Origin of the sequence: Clostridium estertheticum, assembly GCF_026650985.1 — a bacterium.
GTDB classification, from domain to species: domain Bacteria; phylum Bacillota; class Clostridia; order Clostridiales; family Clostridiaceae; genus Clostridium_AD; species Clostridium_AD estertheticum_C.
Genome location: NZ_CP086239.1, coordinates 1,569,689 through 1,588,162, shown reverse-complemented (window position 1 = coordinate 1,588,162; position 18,474 = coordinate 1,569,689). Strand labels below are relative to the sequence as shown.

Genomic DNA, 18,474 nt, shown 5'->3' with positions numbered 1-18,474 from the left:
AATATGACAAGGGTAGAAGAAGTAAAATTAAAAAAATCAAAGGCTAACATGAAGATAAATTTTGTGTTAGTCTTTTAGATATTAACGTGTTAGATAAAAACAAAAGTAGGATGTATGATAATATTTAATAGAAATACTTAATATGTTTTATTTTGGGAGGCCAAGTAAAACAAGTTATAAATTAGAAGATACTAGTGATTATAAAGCTTGCAAGGATTTAAAACAATATCATGAATCCGGTGGAAGTGAAGCAGGGCATGATACTGACTATTTCTATTATGAAATAGAAACAAGAGAAAAGTATGAAGTAGGAGCTAATATTAGCTTCAAAAATAAAGACTTTTATGTAAATCAATATAAAGCTCGTGCTTTAAGTGATGAAGTTATTTACAAATACCGTTTATATAGAAAAAACGGAGTATGGCAAACAAAAGTTACAAATTCACTTATTGGTGGAACATCTATTGATGGGAAAGTTCTTGAAGTTAAGGGTGAAAAGATAAAACTTAATTTAAATATAGATAAGAGCCAAAATAAAGATAAAGCTTCCTGGTTCCCGTATGCACCACCAACTGGAAACGTAATGTACTCAATGCCTATAGTAGGAACAAGCGCAAGTTTATATTTCCCTAGCGAGACTGGCGAAGAGCCAATTGTAACTGGATGCGTAAGAAAAAATGGAAGTGGTTGTGCTAAAACAGCAGATACAACTAAAAGGTATTTTGGCACAGAACACGGCAGTGAAATAGAAATGGTGCCAGGAGCTTTGAACATAAAAGGCGGAAGCAAAGAGCCACTTAGTATAAGTTTTGACGATGCGGTTGGAGTAACAATTAAAAGTCATAAAAAACTAAGTTTAAATGCAGCTGGTGGAATAACAATGAACACACCACAAAGCGTTAAACTTAAGGCGCAAAGCCAAATACTTGTAGCAAAAGCAGGAACTAAAAGTGGATTTTCAATGGAAACTGATCTACACTTCTTATCCAATAATGTAATAAAAAATGGGAGTGATAGAGAAGCCTTTGCTGCATTTGACGATGAACCTACGGTAGGTAAAAAGCCAGAACCTAAGCCGATTAAAAAGGCAGTTGTAGCAAAACCACCTGCAGAAAAAAAGAAAGGGTTTAACTGGGGTAAATTAGCTGGAAATGTTCTTGCAGCAGTAGCGGTGGTTGCAGTAGTTGCAGCGGTCGTAGCAGTCGTAGTGTTTACTGGAGGAACAGCAATACCAGCCGTAGCGGGAGCATTAGCAGCAGTGGGCACAACCGCAACAGCAGCAGCCGGAGCAGCTTTTGCTGGCGGAATGATAATGGGTTCCATTGGGGTCGCAGGTAAAGCAATATCGGATTATGTTAGTGGTGAAGTTAGTGATTTGTCTTCGTACATGTCGATTGGAGCTCGAGAATCATTTGTAGGAGCAGTTACAGGAGCTATATCTGGTCCATTTGGGGAAATAAAAAACATTAAACAAATTATAAAGATTGGCGGAGTGACAGGCGGCGTTGAAAGTATAATAAGACAAACATTAGACGGAAAAGGTATAAACCCCATAACTGTATTAAAGGATGCAGGAAAAGGAATATTAACATTAGGATTATTCCATGGTGCAGGGAAATTATTTCAGAAAGCATCACCGTTTATTAAAGAGTCATTTAGTAAGATATCATCTAAAATATCAGAGAATACTAGGATAGCTAAAATAGCATTAAACAACATGGATATGCCAAAAGGCGTAAAATTAGCATGTGGTTTAGGTGGCGGAGATTCTAAGGTAGCGAAAGAATTCGTTAAACAATTTAAAAAGGCTAATACTGAGGTAAGTAGAATTGATTATTTAAGGAATAAATATGGCCAATTAACTCCAAAGCAAATTAATAATCGTATTAATTTAAGAGGTGTAACACATGATAAATTAGATGAATTAATTACGAGTGGAATAAGTAACAAAAAACTTGGTCCAGCAGTTGCAGGTGTTTTAGATACAAAAACGGGGAAATTTTATTGCGGAATAAACGATGCTAAGGGGAAATTGCCAGAAAAAATGGATAATTTGATTAAAGACAGAATTGAAAACATGCCTAAGGATATACGTGATAGTTACGTAAGGACAAAAGCTGCTGGTTCCCATGCAGAAGTAAATGCTTTGAATGAAGCTTTATTATCAAGACCAAATGCAAGTATAGATGACTTTATGATACATGTAATAAGTACTAAAGGCCTTGGACCAAATATTCCAGTAGCAGGTATCCCGATGCCAAGGTGCCCACATTGTGAATTTATAACAGCTGGAGCAAAATATTTTCCGGAGGTATTAAAATATGAAAAATGATATATTGGATAAAGAATATGTACTGAACAATGGAATTAATCTTAAAGCGTTATGGGGTGAATATTGTAGTGATAGAATTTTAGATAAGCCAGAAGAAGAAGGAGGAAAACCATTTACTGGATTAGCATATGAGCTATATAATAATGGGCAATTAATTTATTATTGTTTTTATAAAGATGGGTTTGAATGTGGAGAGTATGTTGAATTCCATGAAAATGGGAATATCGAAAGTAAACAATATATGAAATACGGTCAAATTAGAGGAAAAGAAGAGCTTTGGTTTGAAGATGGCAAATTAAAATCAATTTCTGAATATGAGTTTGGTATTTGTTTAACTCTAAAGGAGTGGGATTATGATGGTAAATTAGTTAAAGAGAAACTATCTCCAATAGAGGAAGATATTAAAAATTTAAAAAGAGAAAGAGAGTCGAATAAAAGGTTAGGGAGAGATTAAAATGGATCTTAAAAATATTCATAAATTTGAAGTGAATTCAGAAGAATCATTTGTCTCTATTCAAAAGAGCCTAGTAAAAAAGATTAGATTAATTAATAGGTTTAAAGAAGAGATTAAACTTTGTGCAGGAATAGATTTGGCTTATTGGGAAAAAGGAGAAGAACATTATGCTGTATGTTGCATTGTAGTTATTAATTACAAAACGAAAAAAGAGGTTGAAAAGGTATATAGTTATGGTAAAATAAATGTACCTTATGTAGCTGGATTTTTGGCTTTTAGAGAATTGCCACTAATAGTTGAAGCTGCAAAGAAATTGACCCTAGAACCAGATATATTTATATTTGATGGGAATGGATATTTACATTTTAATCACATGGGAATAGCGACACATGCATCTTTTTTCTTAAATAAGCCTACTATAGGCGTAGCTAAAAGTTACTTGAAAATTGGCGGAGTAGATTTTAATATGCCCCAAAATGATGAAGGATCATATAACGATATTGTGATAAATGGAGAAGTGTATGGTAGAGTACTTAGAACGAGGAAGGATGTAAAACCTATATTTATATCATGTGGGAATTACATCGACTTAGAGACTTGTACTAAAATAGTGTCTGAATTAGTAAATAAAGAGAGTAGACTTCCAATTCCAGTTAGATTAGCTGACTTAGAAACACATATAATGAGAAATGAATTAAAGAAACTAATCTAACTGTATAAAAATAATTAAATAGTAAATATATATAACAATGATAAGAGTTAATGTTTCTAATAAAGGAAGCATTTGCTCTATTTTTATGCAACGAAAATGAGAGGAGTAATAAGAATAAATCAAATAATTGGGAATTTCAGTGCAAATATAGTTGAAAATGCTATAGGCTGTAGAAAATTTAGTGAAATCAATGATTTGGGCGAATAAGTCTAATTTTGAAGTGAATTTGGATAAAGTACGTCATTGCAATTAAAGGTAGTTGTAGCAACTATGACCTATAATCCAATGCTTTCTAAAATATGGGAAATAGACTGACAGTAGAATGCAATTTTCTTTATCAGTTTATGTTTTATGCCTAAAATAATAATAACATGAATAGTTATGATAAAGATAATAGAGGAATTTAGGATAAGTTGTTGATTGTTACAGAGAGGAATTATCTAATTTTTTTGTCCTTGATAATAGGAAGAGTAGCAGTTTAATATGAAAAGTGACAAAAATCTCCTGATTTAGCGAAGTTTCTATGGTAGAATATTTTTAGTAAGTAAAACTTATCCATATAAGTGAGCGTATTTTACAATTTGATTGCACTAATGGTTTAAAAATGTAAAAGAAAAAACATAAAATAAAAATTTAAAGAAATTCATTTTTAATCTCATGATTTAGAGGTATAAAATTTTCTAGTCGCCTTCATTAGTTTCCACTTTGGATATCAACAATTCTATTTATAAGTATATGGGATACTTACTTTTTAGGTGTAAGGCACAACCATGTTATATAAATTGATAATAGAGTAATATCTGTTTAGCAAGTCATGGATATATATGCATATTAGGTAAGCCTATGATGAATAAAAGAGATAGAAAAAAATTAGTTGCCTCGAAATTTGTAGTGAATGCATAGAAGGTGAAAAGGGAGTTCAATTTTAATCGGAGAAAAAGTGACATGTAAAAAAATCACCTTATCAATTGCTAAATATAGAGAATATAAAAATTGAAAACAAACCTAATGAACATGGATATTTATATTTAAAATGTTTGATAGATGACTCAATAAATTTTCAATCTACTATAAATGCTTCCACTGATGATAAAATATGTGTTTATGAAGAATTAGAAGATGAAAATTCTAATAATGAAAGTGTCGTAAATATTAATAGAGTAAATAAAAGCAAAAGTAAGATAATATTTAATGGAATAGTGCAAAATATTAGGACAAGCAATATAAACGGAAATTATTACTTAGAAATACAAGCACTTACATCAAGTTTTGAATTGGATGTAAAAGAAAAAAGCAGATCATTTCAAGATGTGAATATGACGTATGATGAACTTATAGGAATAATTTTAAAAGATTATCCAGGCTATAGCTATGAACAATGTATAGGCGAAGGGCAGAAGATAGGAAAACCTTTATTTCAATACAAAGAAACAGATTGGAGTTTTTTAAAGAGAATATCAAGTGAGTTAAAATCAGAACTATCTTGTGATATAATAGAAACACTTAATATGTTTTATTTTGGGAGGCCAAGTAAAACAAGTTATAAACTAGAAGATACTAGTGATTATAAAGCTTGCAAGGATTTAAAACAATATCATGAATCAGGTGGAAGCGAAGCTGGGCATGATACTGACTATTTTTATTATGAAATAGAAACAAGAGAAAAGTATGAAGTAGGGGCTAACATTAGCTTCAAAAACAAGGACTTTTATGTAAATCAATATAAAGCTCGTGCTTTAAGTGATGAGGTCATTTACAAATACCGTTTATGTAGAAAAAACGGAGTATGGCAAACAAAAGTTACAAATTCACTTATCGGTGGAGCATCTATTGAAGGGAAAGTTCTTGAAGTTAAGGGTGAAAAGATAAAACTTCATTTAAATATAGATAAGAGTCAAAATAAAGATAAAGCTTCCTGGTTCCCGTATGCACCACCAACTGGAAACGTAATGTATTCAATGCCTATAGTTGGAACAAGCGCAAGTTTATATTTCCCTAGCGAGACTGGCGAAGAGCCAATTGTAACTGGATGCGTAAGAAAAAATGGAAGTGGTTGTGCTAAAACAGCAGATACAACTAAAAGGTATTTTGGCACAGAACACGGCAGTGAAATAGAAATGGTGCCAGGAGCTTTGAACATAAAAGGCGGAAGCAAAGAGCCACTTAGTATAAGTTTTGACGATGCGGTTGGAGTAACAATTACAAGCCATAAAAAACTAAGCTTAAATGCAGTTGGTGGAATAATAATGAAAACACCACAAAGCGTTAAACTTAAGGCTCAAAGCCAAATACTTGTAGCAAAGACAGGAACTAAAAGTGGTTTTTCAATGGAAACTGATCTGCACTTCTTATCCAATAATGTAATAAAAAATGGAAGTGATAGAGAAGCATATCCTCCATTTGATGATGAACCTACTGTAGGTAAAAAGCCAGAACCTAAGCAAGTTAAAAAGGCTGCTGTAGCAAAGCCACCTGCAGAAAAAAAGAAAGGGTTTAACTGGGGAAAATTAGCTGGAAATGTTCTTGCAGGTCTGGCAGTGGTGGCTGTTGTAGCAATTGCCGCAGTTGCAAGTCAAGCAATATCAGATGTTCAAAGTGGAGAAGTAAGTGATATAACTGCCTATATGAAGGCTGGGGGTAGAGAAGCACTTGTAGGAGCACTCTCAGGAGCTATATTTGGTCCGTTTGGTATGGGAGAAGCATTAGGTGCTAAAATGATAATAGGTGGATTAACAAATGGCGTTGAAAGTTTAGTAAGACAAACATTAGAAGGCAAAGGTATAAACTTTAAAACTTTATTACTGGATGCAGGAATTGGAGCAGCAACAGCAGGAGTGTTCCATGGTGCAGGGAAATTATTTCAGAAAGCATCACCATTTGTTAAAAAGGCATTTAATAAGATAGCATCTAATATATCAGAGAATACTAGGATAGCTAAAATAGCATTAAAAAATATGGAGAAAGGACCAAAATCAGTAGTACTTGGGAGCAATTTTGGTAATGTTGATGAGGCGTTAGGTAGGTTTACAAAGGAATTTAAGAAGGTTAAGACAGCTGATATAGTAAGCAATTCTAAAATATTGAAAGGGAAAGATGTTTATGGACCACATTATGAAGAAGCACAGCAATTATTTAGAGAAGAGCCAGCATTCTTCTCTAATCCTGATGAATCAATTATAGTGCAGGGAAAAGACTTAATAAAGGGTAGAGATGACTATAAAAGTTTAGTTTCCCAAGGTGTCTTAAACAAAGGGCATCACAAACAAGGTCTTGCATTTGGTGGGAAAAATACAAATAATAACATTACTTATACGGGTGAATCGACGATAAAAAGTACTAAATTAAAAGGGGTGGATTTAGACTTTTACGCTGAAAGTGGATATGGAAAAGTAGGTGCTAAAACATTAAAAATTCACAAGAATGAAAATGGAATATATATTTTCGGAAATAATCCAAGACATACAGCTGCAACAAATTTTCAAAATAAAATTATAAAGTGGCAACGTGCTAATGGATTGAGAAAATAGGATATAGGAGGACAAGTATATGGATGATAAAGATAATATAATGTGTCGAGGAATATGGTATGGGGATACACCAAATGATATTAGTAAAGAAGAACTATGGTATAAAATTAATATTGAAAAGGATGAGAGAAAGAAGCTTTTAATAATAATAGATTTATTAAAGCTTGGAGATTTTTCGGCAAAACAGTTATTAATTGAAATAATGAATACAAGTAATGATGACGGTGTAATAAATCTTTGCATAAGAGTATTTTGTTCAATTGCAGAGCATAATGATATTTTAAAAAATGATAATTTGAAAATGCTATCTGAATCTGATGATGATGCAGTTAATGTATTTGCAACATATTCGAAGCAAGCATTATCATATGAAGTTGTTCCTTACTTACTTGTACTATTAGAAGAATGGGAAGATACTAATGTTGAGACTACTATAAGAGATGCACTATATTATATTTTAGATTATCAAGAATCAACTTCAGAAAGTGCATCAGTTGATGAAATTGGAGAATTTTACATCAATAAAAGAGATGAACTAGATATAGAAAAGTATTACTATAAAGGAGAGTTAGCATTTCCAGGAGTATTAACAAAAATATTATTAGATGCAAGTATTATTTCAAGAAAATACGGAAAAGAATTAAAAGAAATTACAATTCCAACAATGCTTTCAATTTGGAGTGGTATTGAATGCCCTGTACAATATTATACAATAGTAGACGATGAAATCATGAGAAAAGTTTTTGATTATGTTAAACAACTTTCAAAAATGAATTGGGAAAAAGGCTGCAAGTACTTTTATGGACACAAGATATAAATAATATACGATTAATAGGTGATGCAGTATGGCAGAGAAATTTAAAAACATAATATATCTTAAATATATTCCATTATTTTGTGATATATATTTCAAAAAAATCGAAGAATAGAATACATTTCAAATGTGGTTTCTTAGATTATAAAAGATTATATTGAGAAAGTAGCAGAGTACGTTACAAAAAAACTAAAACAAAAGACTAGCATGAGGAGAAATTCCTGTGTTAGTTTTTTAAATATCAAGGATGTCGCTAAGATGGTTATAGTTGGAGTAACAAATGGCGTTGAAAGTTTAGTAAGAAAACATTAGAAGGTAGAGGGATAAATTTCAAAACTCTATTATTGGATGTAGGAATTGGAACAGCAACAGTGGGAAGTTTCCAGAATGCAGAAAAAATGTTTGAGAAAGCATTACCGTTTGTTAAAAATGAATTAGTAAGATAGCATCTAATATATTAGAGAATACTAGGATAGCTAAAATAGCATTAAAAAATATGGATATGCCAAAAGATGTGAAATTAGCATGTGGTTTAGGTGGCGCTGGTGGGTCAGGAAAAGCTGATATTGTAGAAGTTAAAATTTCTAGAAGTAAATATCATGAATCAGCAAAGCACATTGAAGATGCGATAGCTAATGGATATCCAGATGTATTAACAATTAATGGAGGTGGCGCAAAACCTAATCTTAGAGCGTCATTAAAAGGAATAGATAAAGTTTTGGGAAAGGATTTAGATGAATATCCACCAGCAATGTTTGAAGAAGGAGGTAAGGGGGCAAGTGTTAGACCTATTAACCCATCTGATAATAGAGGGTCTGGTTCAAGTATAGGTCATAAACTAAGACCATATCCTAATGGAACTAATATAAAGTATAAAATAACTGATGATTAGAAAGACAAAGGTATGGAGGTACAGAATGAGTAATATAGATAATAGTTTATGGAAAGAGTTAAATAAGATGTTTAGTGATTCAAATAAGAATATAAAATTAAATATGTATAAAACAAGTATTGGACAGTATACACTTGATATGCTAAAAATAACTTCAAAATCAGCACTAGGTTCAATTATATTTAATACGTCAGGATTAACTGTTGACAATTGGATTAGAATCCTTGGTTCTGAAAATAAAGAAAATAGAGGAATACTTTCATACAATAAAATAAATGAACAAGGAGTATCTAATAGTATTAATAAAATGTTAATTGTTGGAGATGACGTTATTGGCGGAAATTTTGCATTAAATTCTGGAAAATTTGCAGATAAAATAGGAGATGTGTGGTACTTTGCTCCTGATACATTGGAATGGGAATCACTGGAGATGAAATACTCTGAATTTATTACTTGGATTACACTGGGAAATACAGACAAATTCTATAGCACTTTAAAATGGAGCAAATGGCAGGACGATGTAAGTAATGTAAAATTTGATGAAGCAATATTAGTATATCCTTTTTTATGGTCAAATGAGATATAAATAGAGAAGGCAGAAAAAAAGTTAGTACCTGTTGAAGAACTTTTAAATATTAACTTAGAATATAGTAAAAAATTTAATTTAAGTTAAATAGCGACTTATATTGATGAAGCAAACTCAGTCATTTGAATCCATTTCTAACAAAATGAACATAACCCGTAATTTCTTATTGTTATTGTGTGGTAGAAAGAGGCATATTATCAATTGGTTGATAGTTTCAAAGCATTTTTAGACATATTAGAAAAAGAGGCAACTTAATTTGTGGAAGACCTTTTTAAGCCCTTTATAGAGCTATGGAAGTTAAACGCAGACTATAGCTTTGATATAGAAAATAATGTTTTGAAGATATGGATTCTATGAAAGGACAAGTAAGATTAGTAAATGTTTGAATTGCCAGAGTGATATTAATATATTTTTTATAATCAACTAAAAAGAGGAGTTGAAGCAATATGGAGAAGATATTGGAGATATTAGATTCTAATTTAATAAAGTTAAGACCTGATTTTTACTCAAAGCTTAATAATCCGTTGAAAGAAAGTGAAATTAAAAATTTAGAAGAAAAGTTTAACATTATTATACCTAATGACTTAAAGAAACTTTATCATTGGAAAAATGGACAAAGTGATGATTGTTATGATTCTTTTGTGAATAATTCCATGTTTATGCCGTTAGAAGATGCACTGGATTCAGCCAAAGAGGCAACCTCAATGATTGGTTTGGATTTTGATGTTGATAATTGGTGGAATGAAAATTGGATACCAATATTTCATAATGGTGGTGGAGACCATATTTGTTATGATATAAGTGGAATTTTCACAGGGCAAAAGGGACAATTAATTGAGTTTTGGCATGCAGATAATGATAGAAATGTTATTGCTCCAAATCTAAAATCTTTCATAGAAGCTATAAATAAATTTTATAAAACAAAAGAAATAAAAAATTTTGATGAATATTTTGAAATTGAGAAAATAAAAGATTTCCCTAAAAAATTTTATGTTGTATAAATAAGATTGAAAGAGCTTAGTTTTAGTGGTAATAAAAGATTAAAGATTTCTGCTAAACTGCATATTTTGTGTAGTTATAATCATATATAGGATATAGGAAGGATGAAAAATTTGAATCCAAGTTATTTTAGAATTAAACTTTCGATTGAAGGGTTGAAAACTAAGGAAAGATTGGCCAACAGTTTCTATTAATATTGGGAACTTAAAAAAAGAAAGAGAATTTATTGAATGGCCTCTGAATGAAAAAACAGATATTAATTTTCTAAGTACACAAATTTTAGGCTATATTAATGAGTATGCATATCCATTTTGGCAACAATTTGCTTCGATACAAGGAATAATAAAGGAATATAAAAATCAAGATTCAAGTTTGATTTTAAATGGTAATAGCTAACCTTCTGAAGAAATATTAAATCAGGCATTAAAAAGACTTACACAGTAACTAAGTATAAATAGGAGTGATACAGTGGTATTAGTAACAGAAAATGGATATAAAATATTAGATCCAACAAAACAGCAAATAGCAAATGAGATATGTGATCTTGATGGGGTTGATAATTCATTTGCAGTATTAGAAAATGATACAGAAAGCTATATTCAAGTGGGGGGTGGGCCAGATGACTTTACTGTTGAAGTAAGACTATATTCAATTGATGGAAAATTTACTCATTGGAAGGCAGAATACCAACAAACTAGTAGTATAGATATGAAAAATGTTTTAATAGCAGGTTCTCTTGTAAAGGTTCAAGAAAGTCAAATTTTAAATATTAAAACAGTACAAAATTTATTTGAATCATTCGCTGATAGTAATTTTTTAGCTAAAATAGTTAAATGGACAGATATGACTTCTATGTTTATTAATAATTAGAAACTAAGGGTTATAAGTAATTAATAATAATTAGTGTGTACTTTTAATATTTTTAGTGAAAAATCCAATTGAAAAAGATGTAGAATACGTACAAAACAAAAGGCTAACATGAGGAGAAATCCTTGTGTTAGCCTTTTGTTTTGCAAATTGGTGAGTCAAGATAAATATGTTGAAACATCAGATGAAAAGTCTAGTATTACAATATCACTTAAGGATGATAAAGATGCTGTTACCGATGTGTTCCAGGGGGTAGTTACGAATATTCAAGTTAATGCAAATAAAGATGTAAGAACCTTAGAAATAGAGGCGTTAAGCAGAACTTTTTTGATGGATATCAAGAAAAAAAGTAGAACATTTCAAGATAAAAACTCTAGTTATGGAGAAATCTTTAATATTGTGAACGGTGAATATACTAACATCAACATATTAGACAGTATTACGAATGGGACTAAAATAGATAAGTTAATAGTTCAATATAAAGAAACAGATTGGGAATTTATAAAAAGGTTATCTTCACATTTTAATGTGCCAGTAGTATCAGAATGTCAATTAAAAGATATAAAGTATTCAATAGGAAATTCAGGATGTTACACAACATATGAAGTTGATAAATACAATTATTCAATAAAAAAAGCATTACAAGAATATAGGCTTAAGTCAGAAAACGGAATTGATGGTTTAAATGACATTAATTTAATAAGTTATGAGGTAATAACGTATAAAGTAATGTATTTATACAATTTAGTTGATTTTAAAGGCAAAGGTTTATATATATACAGTTCGGAAATGGAACTTCTAGATGGTATGATTTCTAACAAATATGTATTAAGGAATAATAAGGGTATAAAAGTACGTAGAGATTACAATAACAAGGTAGTAGGAATTTCTCTTAAAGGAAATGTTTTAGATACAAAAAATGACACGGTTAAAATTAATTTAGGAATAGATGGAAATCAAGATATAGGTAAAGCAAGATGGTTTCCATATTCAACGGTTTATTCATCACCAGATGGTACAGGCTGGTACTGCATGCCAGAGGTTGGAGATGTAATAAGACTATATTTTCCAGACAATGAAGAAAAAAATGCATATGCAATAAGCTCAGCAAATCTTAAATCAAGTAATAGCGAGAAGCGTAGTGATCCAGCAGTGAAAAGTATAGGATCAAAGTACGGAAAACAAGTGGTAATGAAACCAGGTGCTGTAGAAATTATAGGAAATGGAAATCTACTGATGAGATTAACAGATGATGGTGGAATAGAAATTAATAGTGATAAAAAAATAGTTTTGGATGCTAAAGAAGATATAGAAATAACCGGTGGTGGCAAGATATCGATTCAAGGTGGTAATGGGGTAGATTTAACTCAAGGTGGAGCAAAAATTAACATACAAGATAATGTAACTATGAGTGGTGGAAAGGTTAAGATTGAATAATTGATTTTATAGGTACATGTCAAATGAGGAGGTGTACAAGCAATCGTGATAATACAAGAAAATAAAGAGGAACTTTTAGCAGAATTTTATGAACAGTATGTAGCTAATAGATGGATTAATGATTTCCTCAAAATTGATGAAATATATAAAAGTGATAATTATGTTATAGATGCAAATTTAGTTTCAGCATTTAATGAAGTATGTAAGCAGGCTCTAGATCTTCAAGAGAAACAATTAAAAGGAGAAATAAGGTATATATATTTTTCTCTTCTTAGAACTAGCATTCTTGAAAATAAGGGAGAATATAGGATTGATTTATATGATGAAAATTGGTTTTTAGATAAGCAGGAATGTTTTATTAATATAGATCTGAATTTTATTTTCACTTCAATTTTTAAGTATATGGAAGAACTCAAGGAAAAGAAAAAAGAGTGTGGAAGAAGTATAACTGATATGGACATAGAAAGTATATTTTTTTTAGAAATTGATAAATATCATGTTTTAGCGGTTGAATTTTTAAAAGGTATAATAGAAAAATTTATAGGAACACCTTCTTATGAAAAGATGAAAAAAGCAGAAGATATCAGGATATTTGTTGGAGAGTATATGGATGAGAAAGAGATGATATATCCATCAAATTAAAAGGAGAGAGTATGGATTATTTTTTATTAAAACAAGATGAAAGATATACAAATACGCCAAGACTTATAGATGTATTTAAGAAAATTAATATGAAAAATCTTAATCTTCTAAATGCTCATAAAATTGAAGACATGATAATATTTAATGTAAATGCCGATGATAATTGTGAATTCTTAGATGTTTTAGATAGTCAATTGTTTTTAATATCAGATGAGCTTAAAAAAATTATTGAAAAATATGATAGGGATATTTTGTTTATTAGCTTACCACTTATTGATGGATTACATGATAGACAAGAAAATTATTCTTTACCTATATTTGAAGAAATAGAAGCCTTAAGTGATAAAACAGAATTAGGTTTAGATAAAAGAATAATTAAAAACATAATTCTAAGTAAAGAGAAGATTAAAGGTAAGAAAATATTTAGAATAAAAGAAAGTACAAAACCATTAATAGTTGTAAGACTTGATGTTGCAGAAAGTCTTTTAAGACGTGATTTTAAAGGAATAAAACTTGAGAGATTACAGGTGGAAGAGAGTTAAAAGAGGGGGTGTATGTATATGAGCGATAATTATTATATAGTAAGAGGCGCAAAAATGAGATGTGACAAAGGTACTCATGCAAGAAAAATAAATCTACCTGAAAGTCATGGAGCATATGCAACGGAAAAACCTATGATGAATAAAAGTGATAATGTGGTAAATAAAAACATTAGTTATTTTGGAATTTGCAGGGAATGCAAAGAAGGCGAAGATATTTATTTAATTGGTGAAGATGGTGTTCAATTACCACCAGGGAAAAAGTGTCTTGTGAAAATATCAGGGGATTGGATGAAGGTAAAAGAAGATACATTGGTTGATGGAAAACCAGCACTTACAGCAGAATCTGTGCTTATATGTTCTTTACATCAAGGAAAAATAAAATTTGTGACAACCGGTCAAGAGAAAGAGTAACTAGAATAGAGAAAGGGGAAAGTAAATGGGGGCAGTTCATACACTAAGGGTTAAATCACCTTATCAATTGCTAAATATAGAGAATATAAAAATTGAAAACAAACCTAATGAACATGGATATTTATATTTAAAATGTTTGATAGATGACTCAATAAATTTTCAGTCTACTATAAATGCTTCCACTGATGATAAAATATGTGTTTATGAAGAAGCAGATGATGAAAATTCTAATGATAAAAGCAAAAGTAAGATAATATTTAATGGAATAGTGCAAAATATTAGGACAAGCAATATAAATGGGAATTATTACTTAGAAATACAAGCACTTACATCAAGTTTTGAATTGGACGTAAAGGAAAAAAGTAGATCATTTCAAGATGTGAATATGACCTATGATGAGCTTATAGGTATAATTTTAAAAGATTATTCAGGATATAGTTTTACTCAATGTATTGCAGAAGGTCAGAAGATAGGAAAACCTTTATTCCAATACAAAGAAACAGATTGGGACTTTTTAAAGAGAATATCAAGTGAGTTAAAATCAGAACTATCTTGTGATATAATAGAAACACTTAATATGTTTTATTTTGGGAGGCCAAGTAAAACAAGTTACAAATTAGAAGATACTAGTGATTATAAAGCTTGCAAGGATTTAAAACAATATCATGAATCAGGTGGAAGTGAAGCTGGGCATGATACTGACTATTTCTATTATGAAATAGAAACAAGAGAAAAGTATGAAGTAGGGGCTAACATTAGCTTTAAAAATAAGGACTTTTATGTAAATCAATATAAAGCTCGTGCTTTAAGTGATGAAGTTATTTACAAATACCGTTTATGTAGAAAAAACGGAGTATGGCAAACAAAAGTTATAAATTCACTTATCGGTGGAGCATCTATTGAAGGGAAAGTTCTTGAAGTTAAGGGTGAAAAGATAAAACTTCATTTAAATATAGACAAAAGCCAAAATAAAGACAAAGCCTCCTGGTTTCCGTATGCACCACCAACTGGAAACGTAATGTACTCAATGCCCATAGTTGGAACAAGCACAAGTTTGTATTTCCCAAGTGAAACTAGCGAAGAGCCAATTGTTACAGGATGTGTAAGGACAAATGGAAGCAGTTGCGCTAAAACAGCAGATACAACTAAAAGGTATTTTGGCACAGAACACGGTAGTGAAATAGAAATGGTACCTGCTGCTTTGAACATAAAAGGTGGAAGCAAAGAGCCACTTAGTATAAGTTTTGACGATGCGGTTGGAGTAACAATTACAAGCCATAAAAAACTAAGCTTAAATGCAGTTGGTGGAATAATAATGAAAACACCACAAAGCGTTAAACTTAAGGCTCAAAGCCAAATACTTGTAGCAAAGACAGGAACTAAAAGTGGTTTTTCAATGGAAACTGATCTGCACTTCTTATCCAATAATGTAATAAAAAATGGAAGTGATAGAGAAGCATATCCTCCATTTGATGATGAACCTACTGTAGGTAAAAAGCCAGAACCTAAGCAAGTTAAAAAGGCTGCTGTAGTTAAAGCAAAAAAGAAAGAAACTAAAAAAGCAGAGAAGAAAAAAGGATTTAATTGGGGTAAATTAGCTGGGAATGTTCTTGCAGCAGTAGCGGTGGTGTCAGTAGTTGCAGCAGTTGTAGCAGTAGTAGTGTTTACTGGAGGAACAGCAATACCAGCCGTAGCGGGAGCATTAGCAGCAGTGGGCACAACGGCAGGAGCAGCAGCCGGAATGGCTTTTGCTGGCGGAATGATAATGGGTGGTATAGGTGTCGCAGGTAAAGCAATATCGGATTGTGCTAGTGGAGCAGTTAGTGATATGTCTTCGTACATGTCGGTTGGAGCTCGAGAATCATTGGTAGGAGCACTCTCAGGAGCTATCTTTGGTCCGTATGGTGCATTTAAAAGTTACAAAGGCATGATGGCGTTGGGTGGATTAACAAACGGCGTTGAAAGTCTAATAAGACAAACATTGGAAGGCAAAGGTATAAACTTTAAAACTTTATTACTTGATGCAGGATTTGGAGCGGCAACAGCTGGAATGTTCCATGGTGCAGGAAAATTATTTCAGAAAGCATCACCATTTGTTAAAAAGGCATTTAACAAGATAGCATCTAATATATCAGAGAATACTAGGATAGCTAAAATAGCATTAAAAAATATGGAAAAGAGGCCAAAATCAGTAGTACTTGCGAGCAATTTTGGTAATGTTGATGAGGCGTTAGGTAGGTTTGCAAAGGAGTTTAAGAAGGTTAAAAGTGGAGGCAAAGCTGAATTAGATTTAATTAATCAATATCCAAACAACAATGTATTTAGTAAAGCTGTTAGATTTAATGCAGGAGAAGGTGGAACAGGAATAACTTATAAGGCATTTCAAAGAAATGATATAGATTGGGATATGGTAAGAATAACAGGAGCTAAAAAAGGAAGAAACTTAACAAATTCACAGGCATCAGAAAAGTATGGATTGGCACCTATATTAGATTCAGATGGTAATGTAGCTACGTTACATCATTCGCAACAACAGAGTGTTGGACCATTGTTCGAAGCATCAACTAGATATCATAATATAAGTAATGCTAAAAAGGCACCATTACATCTTTATAAGGGTAAGCTAAATCCATTTAATCCAATGAGTGAAGAAACAAGAAAGGCATTTCAAAAAGTAGATTCAATTGAATATTGGAAAACTCGAGGAAGAGACGTAGGAAAAGGAGTGAAATAATGAATATATTACCAAAAGGTTTAAGAAACGTATTAAGTAATGATATATACTTAAGGGAAGATAAAAAGGCTGTATTTACAGCGCTGAAAGAGTTAGGTATAAAACCATCGAATGAATTTATTGAATTTTATACTTCGTATAGTGGACCATTTTGGGAGGAAACATTGGGAGTAGAACTAATGGATATAATAGAAGAGAATAATAATATTTTTACATATACTAATATATGTAGAGAACAGTATGGATTTGATAATAAATATGTGATATTAACTGAAATGTCAGTCAATGAGGTAATAGTATTAGATAGTGAAACAGATAAATTATATAGAGTTAATTTTGAAGGTGGAGATGAATTACTTAAGAAAGGGAAATTAAATGAAGAGTGGAACAGCTTCAATAATTTTCTTAAGGAATATTTTGATTGTTAATAATTTAATGTATATTTATGATTAAACTAAATTCATAAAAATAAGATTATATGAAGTGCGGTAAAAATAATGTATCACTTTAGAAGTTTAATAATGTAGTTTGAATAAAAGACTGTGGACTTTATAGTATAAATAGGGTCAATGTTTCTAATATAAGAACATTGGCTCTATTTTTATGTAAAGAAATTTAAGGGGAAAATCGCAAGTACGACAAGGGGTAATGAGATATATTTAGATATTATTGGTTTAATTATTGCAGGTAGGACAACTTTTATAGATAATAAAATACTATTTTCAAGGAAGGGGTGATGAAAATAGTAGATCATTCCAAGACGTGAATATGACCTATGATGAGCTTATAGGTATAATTTTAAAAGATTATTCAGGATATAGTTTTACTCAATGTATTGCAGAAGGTCAGAAGATAGGAAAACCTTTATTCCAATACAAAGAAACAGATTGGGACTTTTTAAAGAGAATATCAAGTGAGTTAAAATCAGAACTATCTTGTGATATAATAGAAACACTTAATATGTTTTATTTTGGGAGGCCAAGTAAAACAAGTTACAAATTAGAAGATACTAGTGATTATAAAGCTTGCAAGGATTTAAAACAATATCATGAATCAGGTGGAAGTGAAGCTGGGCATGATACTGACTATTTCTATTATGAAATAGAAACAAGAGAAAAGTATGAAGTAGGGGCTAACATTAGCTTTAAAAATAAGGACTTTTATGTAAATCAATATAAAGCTCGTGCTTTAAGTGATGAAGTTATTTACAAATACCGTTTATGTAGAAAAAACGGAGTATGGCAAACAAAAGTTACAAATTCACTTATTGGTGGGGCATCTATTGAGGGGAAAGTTCTTGAAGTCAAATCATCTCCTGCGGAGCTGCAATATTAACAACTTCAGAAGGAGATTTATACTCCCACTGAAGTTTTCTATTCGTTAGGGGGTGTAACTCCAACTTATGAAGTGGGAGACTTTCCTTCTGAAATGTTGTTAAAGGTGAAAAGATAAAACTTCATTTAAATATAGACAAGAGTCAAAATAAAGATAAAGCTTCCTGGTTCCCGTATGCACCACCAACAGG

Annotated in this window: 16 protein-coding genes; all 16 read left to right on the top strand. The window is 31.2% G+C overall.

The window, feature by feature from the left end:
- The first annotated feature begins 142 nt into the window (after positions 1–142).
- The 16 genes from LL038_RS07895 (at position 143) to LL038_RS07815 (ending at position 18,284) form a co-directional block, all read left to right on the top strand.
- Entirely contained in the window at positions 143–2,332 is a 2,190-nt protein-coding gene (locus LL038_RS07895) for a YwqJ-related putative deaminase (protein ID WP_216127718.1), read from the top strand.
- A complete protein-coding gene (locus LL038_RS07890) occupies positions 2,322–2,786 on the top strand; it encodes a toxin-antitoxin system YwqK family antitoxin (RefSeq protein WP_216127719.1) in 465 nt (154 codons plus the stop codon). Before LL038_RS07895 ends, LL038_RS07890 begins: the two co-directional genes overlap by 11 nt.
- A gap of 1 nt (position 2,787) precedes the next feature.
- On the top strand, positions 2,788–3,498 hold the full coding sequence (locus LL038_RS07885) for an endonuclease V (RefSeq protein WP_216127722.1): 711 nt from the start codon (positions 2,788–2,790) through the stop codon (positions 3,496–3,498).
- Positions 3,499–4,466: 968 nt separating this feature from the next.
- Positions 4,467–7,025 (top strand): hypothetical protein, encoded by a 2,559-nt coding sequence (locus LL038_RS25530; protein ID WP_309245128.1) that lies wholly within the window; start codon positions 4,467–4,469, stop codon positions 7,023–7,025.
- 19 nt (positions 7,026–7,044) lie between these two features.
- Positions 7,045–7,842: an Imm47 family immunity protein gene (imm47, locus tag LL038_RS07875; RefSeq protein ID WP_216127726.1), complete on the top strand. Its 798-nt coding sequence runs from the start codon at positions 7,045–7,047 to the stop codon at positions 7,840–7,842.
- Between the two features lie 493 nt (positions 7,843–8,335).
- Positions 8,336–8,731, top strand: coding sequence for a NucA/NucB deoxyribonuclease domain-containing protein (locus LL038_RS07870; RefSeq protein ID WP_268056018.1), 396 nt, complete (start codon positions 8,336–8,338; stop codon positions 8,729–8,731).
- Positions 8,732–8,756: 25 nt separating this feature from the next.
- Entirely contained in the window at positions 8,757–9,317 is a 561-nt protein-coding gene (locus LL038_RS07865) for a DUF2625 family protein (protein WP_216127730.1), read from the top strand.
- 446 nt (positions 9,318–9,763) lie between these two features.
- A complete protein-coding gene (locus LL038_RS07860) occupies positions 9,764–10,318 on the top strand; it encodes an SMI1/KNR4 family protein (RefSeq protein WP_216127734.1) in 555 nt (184 codons plus the stop codon).
- 466 nt (positions 10,319–10,784) lie between these two features.
- Positions 10,785–11,186, top strand: coding sequence for a hypothetical protein (locus LL038_RS07855; protein WP_216127736.1), 402 nt, complete (start codon positions 10,785–10,787; stop codon positions 11,184–11,186).
- Positions 11,187–11,321: 135 nt separating this feature from the next.
- The gene (locus LL038_RS07850; RefSeq protein WP_268056017.1) at positions 11,322–12,620 is read left to right on the top strand and encodes a contractile injection system protein, VgrG/Pvc8 family; all 1,299 of its coding nucleotides are present in this window, start codon (positions 11,322–11,324) and stop codon (positions 12,618–12,620) included.
- A 45-nt stretch (positions 12,621–12,665) separates the two neighbouring features.
- Entirely contained in the window at positions 12,666–13,262 is a 597-nt protein-coding gene (locus LL038_RS07845; protein WP_216121010.1) for a hypothetical protein, read from the top strand.
- An 11-nt stretch (positions 13,263–13,273) separates the two neighbouring features.
- Positions 13,274–13,804 carry a hypothetical protein gene (locus LL038_RS07840; protein WP_216121012.1) on the top strand — a complete coding sequence of 177 codons (531 nt, stop codon included), beginning with the start codon at positions 13,274–13,276 and terminating at the stop codon, positions 13,802–13,804.
- 18 nt (positions 13,805–13,822) lie between these two features.
- Positions 13,823–14,215 carry a DUF4280 domain-containing protein gene (locus LL038_RS07835; protein WP_216121014.1) on the top strand — a complete coding sequence of 131 codons (393 nt, stop codon included), beginning with the start codon at positions 13,823–13,825 and terminating at the stop codon, positions 14,213–14,215.
- A 25-nt stretch (positions 14,216–14,240) separates the two neighbouring features.
- Positions 14,241–16,949 (top strand): HNH/ENDO VII family nuclease, encoded by a 2,709-nt coding sequence (locus LL038_RS25525; protein WP_326493440.1) that lies wholly within the window; start codon positions 14,241–14,243, stop codon positions 16,947–16,949.
- A complete protein-coding gene (locus LL038_RS07820; protein ID WP_216121018.1) occupies positions 16,949–17,377 on the top strand; it encodes an SMI1/KNR4 family protein in 429 nt (142 codons plus the stop codon). The genes LL038_RS25525 and LL038_RS07820 overlap by 1 nt, the downstream gene beginning before the upstream one ends.
- Positions 17,378–17,717: 340 nt before the next feature.
- Positions 17,718–18,284 (top strand): hypothetical protein, encoded by a 567-nt coding sequence (locus LL038_RS07815; RefSeq protein WP_216121020.1) that lies wholly within the window; start codon positions 17,718–17,720, stop codon positions 18,282–18,284.
- Positions 18,285–18,474 lie beyond the last annotated feature (190 nt).

Coding starts and splice junctions, on each gene's coding strand:
- LL038_RS07890 (WP_216127719.1), top strand. CDS start 2,322: ATGAAAAATGATATATTGGATAAAGAATATGTACTGAACAATGGAATT.
- LL038_RS07815 (WP_216121020.1), top strand. CDS start 17,718: ATGACCTATGATGAGCTTATAGGTATAATTTTAAAAGATTATTCAGGA.
- LL038_RS07840 (WP_216121012.1), top strand. CDS start 13,274: ATGGATTATTTTTTATTAAAACAAGATGAAAGATATACAAATACGCCA.
- LL038_RS07895 (WP_216127718.1), top strand. CDS start 143: ATGTTTTATTTTGGGAGGCCAAGTAAAACAAGTTATAAATTAGAAGAT.
- LL038_RS25525 (WP_326493440.1), top strand. CDS start 14,241: ATGGGGGCAGTTCATACACTAAGGGTTAAATCACCTTATCAATTGCTA.
- LL038_RS07870 (WP_268056018.1), top strand. CDS start 8,336: ATGGATATGCCAAAAGATGTGAAATTAGCATGTGGTTTAGGTGGCGCT.
- LL038_RS07865 (WP_216127730.1), top strand. CDS start 8,757: ATGAGTAATATAGATAATAGTTTATGGAAAGAGTTAAATAAGATGTTT.
- LL038_RS07885 (WP_216127722.1), top strand. CDS start 2,788: ATGGATCTTAAAAATATTCATAAATTTGAAGTGAATTCAGAAGAATCA.
- LL038_RS07820 (WP_216121018.1), top strand. CDS start 16,949: ATGAATATATTACCAAAAGGTTTAAGAAACGTATTAAGTAATGATATA.
- imm47 (WP_216127726.1), top strand. CDS start 7,045: ATGGATGATAAAGATAATATAATGTGTCGAGGAATATGGTATGGGGAT.
- LL038_RS07860 (WP_216127734.1), top strand. CDS start 9,764: ATGGAGAAGATATTGGAGATATTAGATTCTAATTTAATAAAGTTAAGA.
- LL038_RS07835 (WP_216121014.1), top strand. CDS start 13,823: ATGAGCGATAATTATTATATAGTAAGAGGCGCAAAAATGAGATGTGAC.